Source organism: Streptomyces sp. ASQP_92 (assembly GCF_025399895.1).
In the GTDB taxonomy this organism is placed as follows: Bacteria; Actinomycetota; Actinomycetes; order Streptomycetales; family Streptomycetaceae; genus Streptomyces.
In genome coordinates this window covers 190,185-202,796 of record NZ_JAODUA010000013.1, presented here as the reverse complement: position 1 = coordinate 202,796, position 12,612 = coordinate 190,185, and the positions used below count along the sequence as shown (strand labels likewise).

Annotated in this window: 11 protein-coding genes; 6 read left to right on the top strand and 5 right to left on the bottom strand. The window is 72.2% G+C overall.

Features of this window, described 5'->3' with window-relative positions; translation table 11 throughout:
- Positions 1-214: 214 nt before the first annotated feature.
- From N4G70_RS25440 to N4G70_RS25425, 4 genes are all read left to right on the top strand, one after another.
- Positions 215-1,318: a glycine betaine/L-proline ABC transporter ATP-binding protein gene (locus N4G70_RS25440; RefSeq protein ID WP_261715063.1), complete on the top strand. Its 1,104-nt coding sequence runs from the start codon at positions 215-217 to the stop codon at positions 1,316-1,318.
- The gene (locus tag N4G70_RS25435) at positions 1,311-3,113 is read left to right on the top strand and encodes an ABC transporter permease/substrate binding protein (RefSeq protein ID WP_261715028.1); all 1,803 of its coding nucleotides are present in this window, start codon (positions 1,311-1,313) and stop codon (positions 3,111-3,113) included. Before N4G70_RS25440 ends, N4G70_RS25435 begins: the two co-directional genes overlap by 8 nt.
- 223 nt (positions 3,114-3,336) lie before the next feature.
- Positions 3,337-3,891 (top strand): helix-turn-helix domain-containing protein, encoded by a 555-nt coding sequence (locus N4G70_RS25430; protein WP_261715027.1) that lies wholly within the window; start codon positions 3,337-3,339, stop codon positions 3,889-3,891.
- Positions 3,892-3,955: 64 nt separating this feature from the next.
- Complete coding sequence (locus N4G70_RS25425) at positions 3,956-4,669, top strand: helical backbone metal receptor (RefSeq protein ID WP_261715026.1); 714 nt, start codon at positions 3,956-3,958, stop codon at positions 4,667-4,669.
- Positions 4,670-4,682: 13 nt separating this feature from the next.
- Here the strand turns inward: N4G70_RS25425 and N4G70_RS25420 are convergent, their stop codons facing one another.
- A complete protein-coding gene (locus N4G70_RS25420; protein ID WP_261715025.1) occupies positions 4,683-5,795 on the bottom strand; it encodes a TDT family transporter in 1,113 nt (370 codons plus the stop codon).
- Positions 5,796-5,865: 70 nt separating this feature from the next.
- Here N4G70_RS25420 and N4G70_RS25415 point away from each other — a divergent pair, with 70 nt between their 5' ends.
- Complete coding sequence (locus tag N4G70_RS25415; protein WP_261715024.1) at positions 5,866-6,804, top strand: LysR family transcriptional regulator; 939 nt, start codon at positions 5,866-5,868, stop codon at positions 6,802-6,804.
- Positions 6,805-6,883: 79 nt separating this feature from the next.
- Here N4G70_RS25415 and N4G70_RS25410 read toward each other — a convergent pair whose 3' ends face one another.
- From N4G70_RS25410 to N4G70_RS25395, 4 genes are all read right to left on the bottom strand, one after another.
- Positions 6,884-7,567, bottom strand: coding sequence for a GNAT family N-acetyltransferase (locus N4G70_RS25410; protein WP_261715023.1), 684 nt, complete (start codon positions 7,565-7,567; stop codon positions 6,884-6,886).
- A 410-nt stretch (positions 7,568-7,977) separates the two neighbouring features.
- The gene (locus N4G70_RS25405; RefSeq protein ID WP_261715022.1) at positions 7,978-8,664 is read right to left on the bottom strand and encodes a gamma-glutamyl-gamma-aminobutyrate hydrolase family protein; all 687 of its coding nucleotides are present in this window, start codon (positions 8,662-8,664) and stop codon (positions 7,978-7,980) included.
- A 27-nt stretch (positions 8,665-8,691) separates the two neighbouring features.
- On the bottom strand, positions 8,692-10,143 hold the full coding sequence (gene eat / locus N4G70_RS25400) for an ethanolamine permease (protein WP_261715021.1): 1,452 nt from the start codon (positions 10,141-10,143) through the stop codon (positions 8,692-8,694).
- A 266-nt stretch (positions 10,144-10,409) separates the two neighbouring features.
- The gene (locus tag N4G70_RS25395; protein ID WP_399036787.1) at positions 10,410-11,162 is read right to left on the bottom strand and encodes a FadR/GntR family transcriptional regulator; all 753 of its coding nucleotides are present in this window, start codon (positions 11,160-11,162) and stop codon (positions 10,410-10,412) included.
- Positions 11,163-11,239: 77 nt separating this feature from the next.
- On the opposite strand from N4G70_RS25395, the gene N4G70_RS25390 reads away from it, so the two are divergent.
- A complete protein-coding gene (locus N4G70_RS25390) occupies positions 11,240-12,604 on the top strand; it encodes a glutamine synthetase family protein (protein WP_261715020.1) in 1,365 nt (454 codons plus the stop codon).
- Positions 12,605-12,612 lie beyond the last annotated feature (8 nt).

The following is a 12,612-nucleotide window of genomic DNA, read 5'->3' as shown; positions in this document are numbered from 1 at the left end:
CGACCCGCCGCGCTCGGCGCACTCGGCTCGGCCGCTGTGCTCGGCCCACCGTGCTCGGCGCCCTCCGCTCGTGAACAAGTGAACTGGGTCACTGTCGTGTTTGCTCCCGGACGAAGAGGGCAGGCGCGTCGCCGGAGCGGACCCAAGTATGGATTTCAACCATTTCTCGGGCTGCGGACCGAATCCGCGCCGCTCCACGGCCCGCCCGCGGGGGATGCGGGCCGTTTTCGGTTCGACCCGTGAGGTGTATGTGTCCAGGCTGCAAGCCGAGCAGCTCTACAAGGTGTTCGGCAGACGACCCGAGGAAGCCGTCCGCAGGCTCGAAGGCGGCGCGAGCCGCGACGAGCTGCGTGCGGACGGGACGACCGCGGCGGTGATCGACGCCTCGTTCACGGTGGAACCCGGTCAGATCTTCGTGGTCATGGGCCTCTCCGGCTCCGGAAAGTCGACCCTGCTGCGCATGCTCAACGGGCTGCTCGAACCCACCTCGGGCCGGGTCCTGTTCGACGGACAGGACCTGACCGGCCTGCCCGCGCGCGAGCTGCGCACGGTCCGTTCCAGCAAGATCAGCATGGTCTTCCAGCACTTCGCGTTGTTCCCGCACCGCAGCGTCCTGGAGAACGCCGCGTACGGCCTGGAGGTACAGGGTGTGCCCCGTGCCGAGCGGGAGAAACGTGCCGCCGAGGCCCTGGAGCTGACCGGCCTGTCCGGCTGGGGCGACTCCTGGCCCGACGAGCTCTCCGGCGGTATGCAGCAGCGCGTGGGCCTGGCCCGCGCCCTGGCCACCGACGCGGACCTGCTCCTCATGGACGAGTCGTTCAGCGCGCTCGACCCGCTGATCCGGCGCGACATGCAGGACCAGCTCCTCGAACTCCAGAAGCGCCTCAAGAAGACGATCGTCTTCATCACGCACGACCTCAACGAGGCCATGCGGCTCGGCGACAACATCGCCGTGATGCGCGACGGACGCATAGTCCAGCTCGGCACCGCCGAGGACATCCTGCTCACCCCGGCCAACGACTACGTGAGCTCCTTCATCCAGGACGTCGACCGCTCCCGGGTGCTCACGGCCGTGTCCGTGATGACCGTCCCGCACCGCCCCGACGCGGGCGAGTGCGACTGCGAGACCGTGCTGCCCGACGCCCCTGTCGCCGACGTCTGCGCCGTGGCCGCCCGGGTACCGCACCCGGTCGCGGTGAAGGACCGCGAGGGTTCCCTGCTCGGCGTCGTGCCGCAGGAGCGGCTCATCGCCTTCCTGGGGGACGACACGCAGGGCCCGGCCGTCTGCTCGATGAAGGAGGCGGCCACGCATGCCTAGGCTCCACCTCGGCGACTGGGTCGACAGCGCCGTCAACTTCCTCCAGAGCCATCTCTCCTGGCTGTTCGACGCCATCACCCACGTCGTCGACGGCATGTACGACGGCATCAACACGGTGCTCGACGCACCCCAGCCGCTGCTCTTCGCGGGCATCCTCGCCGTCGTCGCCTGGTGGCTGCGCGGCCTGTCCGCGGGTGTGCTCACCTTCGCCGGTTTCGCGCTGATCGACTCGATCCAGCTCTGGGACGACACCATGTCGACGCTGTCGCTGGTGCTGGTCGCCGCGATCGTGACGCTGGTCGTCGCGATCCCGCTCGGCATCTGGGCCGCGCGCTCCAAGACGGTCAGCGCCGTCCTGCGGCCCGTCCTCGACTTCATGCAGACCATGCCGGCGATGGTCTATCTGATCCCCGGCATCATCTTCTTCGGCGTCGGCGTGGTCCCCGGCATCATCGCCACCATCGTTTTCTCGCTGCCCCCGGGCGTCCGTATGACGGAGCTCGGCATCCGCCAGGTCGACGGTGAACTCGTCGAGGCGGCCGAGGCGTTCGGCACCACCCCGCGCAACACACTGGTGCGGGTCCAGCTGCCGCTGGCGCTGCCCACCATCATGGCGGGCATCAACCAGGTGATCATGCTCAGCCTCTCCATGGTCGTCATCGCGGGCATGGCGGGTGGCGGCGGCCTCGGCGGCGCCGTCTACCGGGCCATCGGCAACGTCGACATCGGTCTCGGCTTCGAGGCCGGCATCTCCATCGTCGTCCTGGCCATGTACCTGGACCGGATGACCGGCGCGCTGAGCCGCCAGGTCTCGCCGCTCGGCCGGCGCGCGCTGGCCAGGGCGAAGTCCGCCGCCGGGGGTCTCAAGCCCTGGAACTACCGTCCCCAGCCCGTTGTCGCGCTCGTCGGCGTGGTCGTCCTCGCGCTCGTCGCGGGCGGCATGAACATGTTCGGCTCCTCCGGCGAGGCCTCGGCCACCGGCGCCAAGAACGTGGGCAAGGGCAAGAAGATCTCGCTCGGCTACATCCCGTGGGACGAGGGCGTCGCCTCCACGTTCCTGTGGAAGGAGCTCCTTGAGCGCCGCGGCTTCACCGTGGACGCCCGCCAGTACGAGGCCGGCGCGCTCTACACCGGTATGGCCGGCGGCCAGATCGACTTCGAGACGGACTCCTGGCTGCCCACCACCCACGCCCAGTACTGGGCGAAGTACCAGGACAAGCTGGAGGACCTGGGCTCCTGGTACGGGCCCACCTCCCTGGAGCTCTCGGTGCCGTCCTACGTCAAGGACGTCAACACGCTCGACGACCTCAAGGGCAAGGGCGCCCGGTTCCAGAACCGGGTCGTCGGCATCGAGCCGAGCGCCGGTGAGACCGGCATCCTGAAGGACAAGATCCTCAAGGGGTACGGCCTGGACGGCGAGTACAAGGTCGTCGACGGCTCGACGCCCGGCATGCTGGCCGAGCTGAAGCGGGCGTACGCCAAGAAGGAGCCCATCGTGGTTCCGCTCTGGTCGCCGCACTGGGCGTACAACACCTACGACCTGAAGAAGCTCAAGGACCCCAAGGGCCTCTGGGGCAAGGGCGACGGGGTCCACACCCTGGCGCGCAAGGGCTTCGCCTCCGACAACGCCGAGGTCGGCACGTGGCTGAAGAACTTCCACATGGACGAGAAGCAGCTCACCAGCCTTGAGGCGAAGATCCAGTCCACCGGCAAGGGCAAAGAGCAGGACGCGGTGCGCGCCTGGCTGAAGGAGAACCCGGGTCTGGCCGACAAGTGGACCCCGGTGGCGTCCTGACGGACCCCCGGGGGTTCTTCGCGGACCCCGCTCCCACCTCCGCTTTCCGCAGCCGCGGCCGGTCCTCCGGCCGCGGCTGCGGAGGTCGTGATCCGGCCCGATCACCCGCCCGACCCTTGACGATCTCGGCGGGACGGTCCCCTCGGGGCCCGAAGCTGCGTAGGGTGACCTGCACGCAGCCGGTGCGAACACGGACCGGGTGAACGGGGAGGGAGCCCGGGAGATGGACGAGAAGGAAACTCTTCGGGTCGGAGTGGCGGTGCGGCGCCTGCGCCGTGGCCTCGGCCTCACCCTCGCCGTGGTCGCCGAGCGCAGCGGCCTTTCGGTGCCGTTCCTCAGCCAGGTCGAGAACGAGCGCGCCCGCCCCAGCGCCCGCTCCCTCCAGCGCGTGGCGGACGCCCTGAACACCACCGTCGGCGAGCTGTACGACGCCGCCGACTGCGCCCGTACCGTCGATGTCGTACGGGCCGAGGCCGAGGGCGAGACGACGGGCGTCCGGGCGCTGCTGCGCGGCCACCACCAACTGCACGCCATGGAGTTCACCGGCGAGCAGGACACCGGGCGCGAATTCCAGCACCGCAACGACGAGGTCATGTACGTGGCCGACGGCGCGGCCGAGGTCGAGGCCGAGGGCCGCGCCTACCGGCTGGAGCGCGGCGACACCCTGTGCCTGTCCGGCGGGGTGCGTCACCGCTGGCGGGCGGCGCTGCCCGGCACTCGCATCCTGATCGTGGCCGTCGCCGACCACATCGAGGCCATCGAGGAGACCCGCCACTGATGGGCGAGGCGATCGTGGAGGTCTGCCCCCTGAGGGGCGAGGCCGTCGAGGGGACGCGCCACCGGTGAGGGTGGTCTCCCTCGTGCCGTCCTTGACGGAGGCCGTCGCGGTCAGCGCCCCCGGGCTCCTGGTGGGCGTCACCGACTGGTGCACCCATCCGGCCGGGCTCGACGCCGTCCGGGTCAAGGGCACCAAGAACCCGGACGTGGAGCGGGTCGTCGCGCTCGCCCCCGATCTGGTCCTCGCCAACGAGGAGGAGAACAGGCCCGCCGACCTGGCCGCCCTCGCCTCCGCCGGGCTCGACGTCCTGGTCACCGAGATCCGCACGCTGCCGCAGGCCTTCGCCGAACTGGAGCGGGTCCTGGTGGACGGCTGCGGCCTCGCCCGGCCCCGCTGGCTGGACGACGCCGAGCGGGCCTGGGCAGCGGTGCGTCCGGGCGCCGAGCGCCGGGCCGTCGTGCCGATCTGGCGCCGTCCCTGGATGGTGCTGGGCCGTGACACCTTCGCGGGGGATGTGCTGGCCCGGCTCGGTGTGCACAACGTCTACGCCGGACACGCCGAGCGCTATCCCCGTATCGGCATCGACGAGCTGAACGCGGCGGGCGCCGACCTGGTCGTGCTGCCCGACGAGCCCTACCGCTTCACCCCCGACGACGGCCCCGAGGCCTTCCCGGGACTGCCCGCCGCCCTCGTCGACGGCCGCCAACTCACTTGGTACGGACCGTCGTTGGTGACCGCGCCGGCCGTCCTCGGCGCGGCGCTCGGGACCCTCGCATGAGGGCGTAGCAGGGCTACTTCTTCACGGGCGCCGCGAGCAGCTTCCCGTTCACCAGCCCCCGCACGGTGTGGAACCCGGCCACCAGCCAGGCCGTCACCAGCAAGGCGTACAGGGCGACCGCCAGCCAGTCGAAGGCGTGCAGTGCGGTGTGGCGGGCGAGGCCCTCGGCGCCGGTGACACAGGTGCCCACGGGGAAGGTGAAGGCCCACCAGGTCATCGCGAAGCCCATGCCGCGCCGGGCCGCCCGGACGGCCATGGCCACCGCGAGCGCCAGCCACATCAGGGCGAAGCCCATCACCGGCACGCCGTACAGGACCGCGAAGGCGCCCATGCCGTCCGCGTACGGGGCGGCGATCGAGCCGTCGGCCACATCGGCCAGCTTGTTCACGGCGGTGGTGGACTGGCCGAGCGGGCCGAGCACCAGGAACAGGGTCGGGGTGAGGAACAGCGGCAGCGCGCCCCGGTGGATCAGGCGCGAGAACACCACGGGCAGGATGACCAGGGTCGCCAGCAGGCTCATCCCGAACATCGCGTACGAGCCGAGCAGCATCGCCTCACGGGCCTGCCCCGCGGGCAGGTGGGGGACGAGCAGCGGGCCGAGCGTCGCCGACACCATGGGGGCGACCACGGGCAGCAGCCAGACGGGGGAGGCGCTGCCCGGCGCGACGTCGTGCCGGGCGACCATCAGATACGGGACGGCCACGGCGGCCACCAGACCCATCGCCGTGCCCACGCCGTACAGCACCCACGCCAGGGGCACCGCCGCGCTCTCGCCGATCAGGCCGGCGCCGACGGACAGCGAGCCGATGCCGACGGCCAGGAACGCCATCGACGTACAGCCGTAGAACGGCGCCACGGCGGGGTCCAGGAGGTGCGTGCGGGCCTGGTCGCGGTGGTGCAGCCAGTGCCCGGCGCGAGCCACGAGCAGCACCACGAGCATGGCCAGCGAGAGCGCCCAGACCACCGGAAGGCCCGGGACGTGGAACGGCAGTCCCGCGCCCGCGTTCGCGATGATGGCCGTGCCCATGACCGCGGCGTACCAGTTCGGTCCGAGGTGGCGCAGCACCGGCCGGCGGACGGCGGCGGGGGCTCGGGTGGGGGCGTGGGGCTGGGTGAGTGTGGCCATGCCTCCAGCTTCGTCGCGGCCCCCGGCCCCCGCCACGCCTCCTGGAGCTATGAGCCCATAAGCTGGGTTTATGAGCGTGAGCGGCCCCCCCGAGGACATGGACACAGCCCCCCTAGCCCACCGGGTGCCGGACCTGGGGGCCCTGGAGCTGCTGCTCGCGGTCGCCCGGTACGGCAGCCTCGGGCGGGCCGCCCGCGACCTCGGCATCACCCAGCCCGCCGCGAGCAGCCGGGTCCGCTCGATGGAGCGCCTCCTCGGCGTCACCCTCGTCGACCGCTCCCCGCGCGGCTCCCGGCTCACCGCCGAGGGGGTCCTCGTGACGGACTGGGCGCGGCGCGTGGTGGAGGCGGCCGAGGCGTTCGACGCGGGAGCCCAGGCGCTGCGCGGGCGCCGGGACTCGCGGCTCCGGGTCGCCGCGAGCATGACGATCGCCGAGTATCTGCTGCCGGGCTGGCTGATCGCGCTGCGCGGGCGGTGGCCCGGCACCGCGGTGTCGCTGAGCGCGGGGAACTCGGCCGTGGTCGCCGAGCGGCTGCTCGGCGACGAGGCCGACCTCGGCTTCGTCGAAGGCCTGGGGGTGCCCGTGGGCCTGGACTCGGCGGTCATCGGCCACGACCGGCTCGTCGTGGTGGCGGCCCCCACCCATCCCTGGGCCCGGCGACGGCACCCGCTGACACCCGCCGAGCTGGCCTCGACCCCGCTCATCCAGCGCGAGCAGGGCTCGGGCACCCGTCAGGTCCTGGACGCGGCGCTGGCCGCCCACGGCGGGCTCGCCGAGCCCCTCATCGAGCTGTCGTCCACCACCGCGGTGAAGGCGTCCGTGGTCAGCGGGGCGGGGCCCTCGGTGCTCAGCGAACTCGCGCTCGGCGAGGAGCTGGCCGCCCGGCGCCTGGTGCGGATCCCGGTCGAGGGCGTACGGCTGCGCCGCGATCTGCGCGCGGTGTGGCGCCGGGGCCCGCTGCCCGCGGGTCCCGCGCGCGATCTGCTCTCACTGGCCCGCCCGGCCTGACGAGCCGCCCGGCCGATTGCCTGACGGCTCACCCGGCCGAGCGGCTGCCGGCCCGCCCTGCCAAGGGCCTGACGGGTCGTCAGGCGCGCACCAGGCGGCGGCTGTTGGCTTCCGGTCGGGCTCGGGCCAGGCGCTCTTCGATGGTGTGCCGCACCATCGGCCACTCCTCGTCGAGGACGGAGTAGAACGCGGTGCCCCGCACGAGTCCGTCCAGGCCCCGGGTGTGGACCCGGCGCACCCCCTCGCACACCGCGCCCAGCCCCTCGATGGCGGCCCGCGAGCGGGTGTTGCGGGCGTCCGCGCGCAGCGAGATCCGGCGCACCCGCCAGGTGTCGAAGGCGTGCTGGAACATGAGCAGCTTGGCCTCGGTGTTGATGCCGGTGCCCTGGGCGTGCGCGGAGAGCCAGGTGCCGCCGATCTCGGCCGCGTCCGGAACCGCGTCGGCCGCGCCGGTCAGCGGGCCGCGCGGTGCGGGCGGCCACACCACCGGCCCGTCCCAGTAGTCGAGTTCGCAGAACCGGGTCGAGCCCACGACCAGGCCGTCGGCGGCCCGTACGGTCGCGAACGCCAGGGTCCGGCCGGCCTCCTGGTCGGCCAGGGCGCTGTGGATGTAGGCGTACGCCGCGTCCAGGCCGTGCGGCACGGGCGTGAAGGCGTACGAGGTCCGGTCGGCCGCCGCTGCGGCGGCCAGGGCCGGGGCGTGGGAGGGGGCGAGCGGTTCGAGCCGTACGGAACGGCCCGACAGGATGACGGGTGCGGGCACGGGGCCTTCGGTCCTTCGGGGCGCGGCGGAGCTGCCCCACCGGTGGGCGGGGAGCGGGGACACGGAGGAACACACCGTCAGGATGTGTCCGTGAAATGGCCAAGGAAGGAACGAGTGCGCGAAGAGGAACGAGCGGCCAGGTGAAGGCGAGGAGTCTCGGAGAATCCGCCTGATGAGGGGCGGCGAGAGGAAGATACCCGGCTGATCCCCCCATCGTCACCCCCTCGCCGGGGCGCGGGTTTCCGGGCGTGTCGGTCCGCCCGGTCCCGCCGGGGTGAGGGCACTCGGTGACCGCCGGTCTCCGTCGGGCGCAGAGCTCGCGGTGGCCGTTCTTCTCACCGGCCGAGGGCGCACGGTGCCCGCCGGGCCCTACCGGGCCAAGGCCCCGCGCCGACAGGTCGGGCGGGGGCTCAGCGCGCGGCCGCGGCCCGCACCAGGCCCTCGGTCACACGGGTGTCGCGGCCCATCTCGGGGTGCCACTGGACGCCCAGGACCCAGGCGGGGCCGGGGAGTTCGGCCGCCTCCACGGTGCCGTCCTCCGCGTGGGCCGAGGCGGTCAGGCCGGAGGCCAGTCGGTCCACGCACTGGTGGTGGTAGGTCGGCACCTCCGCCGCCTCCGGCACGAGCGAGGCGTAGAGCGTGCCCGGCACCGGCTTGACCGTGTGCTCGCCGAAGACGCCCCGGCCGCCGGTGTGCCCGTCCAGGTGCTGCACCAGCGTGCCGCCGAGCGCGACGTTCAGGAGCTGGAGGCCCCGGCAGATGCCGAGCAGCGGGGTGCCCGAGGTCAGGGCCGCGTCGATCAGGGCGAGTTCCCAGGCGTCCCGCTCGCGGGCGGGTGGCCCGGTACGGGGCGACGGCTCAGCCCCGTACCGGACCGGCTCCACATCGGCGCCGCCCGCGATGATCAGCCCGTCCAGACGCGCCACCACCTCGGCCGCCGCCGTCGCTCCCTCGTCGGGCGGCAGCATCGCGGCGAGCGCGCCCGAAGCCCGGACGAGCCGGGGGTACCCGGCGGGCAGCAGGGCGGCGGGCAGGTCCCACACGCCCCACCGGGCGGGCTCCAGATACGTACTGATGCCGATGAGCGGCTTGGACACGGGGGCGGTCTCCGTTCGGTGGGCGGTTCAGTCCCGGGCGAGTTCGGCCTCGGCGGCGGCCAGGGCGGCGAACTCCTCCTCGGGTGCGTGGGCGACCAGACGGTGGCGACTGTAGAAGGCGAAGTAGGCCAGCGCGATCGCGTAGACGCCCAGCGCGATGAACGCCGCGTCCCGGTCCACCAGGAACGTCGCCACCAGCGCGAAGAGCGCGAGGACGAAGGCGATCGAGGAGGTCAGGACGCCGCCGGGCGTGCGGTAGGGCCGCTCCAGGTGAGGCTCGCGGCGGCGCAGCACCACATGCGAGAGGGCCATCAGGGCGTACGAGATGGTGGCGCCGAACACCGCCACGTTCAGCATGCGGCCGCCGTTGCCGCTCCAGGCCGCGAGCGCGAAGCCGATCGCGCCGGGGATCAGCAGGCCCAGATAGGGCGACTTGCGGCGGCTGGTCAGGGACAGGAAACGGGGCAGATAGCCGGCCCTGGACAGGGCGAACAGCTGGCGCGAGCCCGCGAAGATCAGCGAGAAGAACGAGGCCACCAGGCCCGCGAGCCCCGCGTAGTTGACGAAGCGGCTCAGGGCGGTCGGTCCGCCGTCGCCCTGGAGCGCCACGACCAGCGGGTTGCCCGCGTCCTTGAGGGCGGCCGAGCCGTGCGCCCCGGTCGCGGCGAAGAAGGTCACCACGGCGAGCAGCACCAGGACCGACAGCGAGATGGCGAGCGCGCGCGGCATGGAGCGCACCGGGTCCTTGGCCTCCTCGGCCGCGAGCGGCACCCCCTCGACGCCGAGGAAGAACCACATGCCGAAGGGGAACGCGGCCCAGATGCCGAGCACACCGAACGGCAGCCAGGCGCTGGAGCCGAACGCCGAGGCGTCCACCGGGATGTCGTTGAGCCGGGAGGCGTCGAAGTCGGTGAAGGCGCCGATGGCGAAGACCAGCAGGGCGGCGACCGCGATGGCGGTGACCACGAGGCTGAAGCGCAGCGCCTCGCCCACGCCCCACAGATGGATCCCGATGAAGATCGCGAAGCAGGCGAGGTAGACGGGCCAGCCGGAGGTGAGTCCGAACAGGCCGAGCGATTCGACGTAGTCGCCGATGAACAGCGAGATCGCGGCGGGCGCCAGGATGTACTCGATGAGGATCGCGGTGCCGGTCAGAAAGCCGCCCCAGGTGCCGAGCGCCCGGCGCGCGAAGCCGTAACCGCCGCCCGCGGTGGGCAGGATGGCGGAGAGCTCGGCCAGCGAGAACACCAGGCAGGCGTACATGACGCCCATCAGGGCGGTGGCCGCGGCGAGTCCGCCGAAGCCGCCCTTGGACAGGCCGATGTTCCAGCCGGAGAAGTCGCCGGAGACCACATAGGCGACGCCGAGCCCGGTGAGCAGCAGCCATCCGGCGCTGCCGCGCCGCAGGGTGCGCCGGTGCAGATAGTCGTCCTCGGCGGAGGCGGGCGGTGCGGTGCGGAGGTCGGTGCGCTCGGCCATGAGCCGCTCCAGATGATCGTCGAGAGAGATCAGGTCAATGGTTCGGCTGCATACCTTTGCTGGCGGGTGGGGGGATGCGCAAGAGGTGGACGTAAAACCGCGGTTACGGAAAACGGCGGTTCCGGGAAGCGGTGGACTTGGGAGGTGGCGGTTCCGGGAAGCGGCGGTTCCGGGAAGTGGCGGACGTCGGAGGTGGCGATTCCGGGAAGCGGCGGCGCGCGCGACGTGTGGTGGCCCGGGCAGGGTCGGGCGCCGAGCCCGGCCGCTCAGGTCAGGAAGCCGCGCAGCAGAGCCGCCGTGCCCCCGCAGTGCTCGCGCATCACCTCGCGCGCCCCGTCCGCGTCGCCGTCCAGCACCGCCTCGACCAGCGCGGTGTGCTGGTGCTGGGAGTGCTCCAGGTTGCGCACCAGGAGCGGAATGCAGTCGAGGAGGTCGTTGACGGTGGCCCGTACCGCCGCGTACTGGGCGGTGAGCGTGGGAGAGCCCGAGAGCTCGGCCAGGGTGAGGTGGAGCAGGGTGTCCTGGCGGCGGTAGTCGGTGAGTTCGGCGTCGTGGGTGGCGGCGAGCGCGGCCCGCAGACGCTCGGCGCCCGCCTCGCCCAGGCCGTGCGCCGCGCACAGCCCGGCCGCGCCGACCTCCAGGACCTCCCGGAAGCGCAGGATGTCCTCGACGTCGACCGAGGCGACGCGCCGGCGCAGCTCGTCCTCGCCGCCCCCGTCCGCCCGGGGCAGCACGAACGTGCCGCCGTAGCGGCCGCGCCGGCTCTCCACCAGGCCCTGGTCCTGGAGCACCTTGAGCACCTCGCGCAGGGTGACCCGGCTGATCCCCATCCGCTCGGCCAACTCCCGCTCGGCGGGCAGCCGTTCACCGGACGGGACCAGCCCCAGACGCAGCAGCTGGAGGATCTGCTCCAGCGCCTCCTCGAAGCCGTTCCCGGCCCGTACGGTGCGTAGGACGGGGACGAACGTGTCCGGTGTCCGGCCCTCCGGACGGCCCGCCGAGTCGATCTTCTTCGCCACGTCGTGGATTCCCCTTCCCAATCAATGGTCCTACCCCATACCTTATGGCTCTCGGCTGACCCAAGGAGGAGCTTCCCGTGGCAGACCGCACACCCCCGCTCGCGCTCGATGAGCTGCGCGCCCTCGTCGCGAGCGGTGAGATCGACACTGTCGTCCTCGCCTTCCCCGATATGCAAGGGCGGTTGCAGGGCAAGCGCTTCGCCGCCGGGTTCTTCCTCGACGAGGTCCTGGCCCACGGCACCGAAGGCTGCAACTACCTGCTGGCCGTCGACACCGAGATGAACACGGTCGACGGCTACGCGATGTCGTCCTGGGAGCGCGGTTACGGCGACTTCGCCATGCACCCCGACGCGGCCACGCTGCGCCGCGTGCCGTGGAACGAGGGCACCGCGATGCTCATCGCCGACCTCGGCTGGAACGACGGCACCCCGGTCGTCGCGGCCCCCCGCCAGATCCTGCGCCGCCAACTGGAGCGCCTGGCCGAGCTCGGCTACACCGCCCAGGTCGGCACCGAACTCGAATTCATCGTCTTCAAGGACAGCTATGAGCAGGCCTGGGACGCCGGCTACAAGGGCCTGACCCCCGCCAACCAGTACAACATCGACTACTCGGTGCTCGGCACCGGCCGCATCGAGCCGCTGCTCCGCCGCATCCGCAACGAGATGCAGGCCGCCGGGCTCACCGTCGAGTCCGCCAAGGGCGAGTGCAACCCGGGCCAGCACGAGATCGTCTTCCGCTACGACGAGGCCCTGGTCACCTGCGACCAGCACGCCATCTACAAGACGGGCGCCAAGGAGATCGCGGCCCAGGAGGGCGTCTCGCTCACCTTCATGGCCAAGTACGACCAGCGCGAGGGCAACTCCTGTCACATCCACCTCTCGCTCACCGATGAGGACGGCCGCAATGTGATGGCGGGCGACGGACCCGACCCCATGTCGCCGGTCATGCGCCACTTCCTGGCCGGACAGCTCGCCGCGCTGCGCGACTTCTCCCTGCTGTACGCGCCGAACATCAACTCCTACAAGCGCTTCCAGCCGGGCTCCTTCGCCCCCACCGCCGTCGCCTGGGGCCACGACAACCGCACCTGCGCGCTGCGCGTCGTCGGCCACGGCGCCGGGACCCGCTTCGAGAACCGCCTCCCGGGCGGCGACGTCAACCCGCACCTCGCCGTCGCCGGACTCGTCGCGGCCGGCCTGTACGGCATCGAGAACGAACTGGAACTGCCCGAGGCCTGCACCGGAAACGCCTACACCGGCGACTACGCCCACGTTCCCACCACCCTGCGCGAGGCCGCCGAGCTGTGGGAGAACAGCCCCATCGCCAAGGCCGCCTTCGGGGACGAGGTCGTGGCGCACTACCGCAACATGGCGCGGGTCGAACTCGACGCGTTCGACGCCGCGGTGACCGACTGGGAGCTCCGCCGCTCCTTCGAACGCCTGTGAGGAACGAC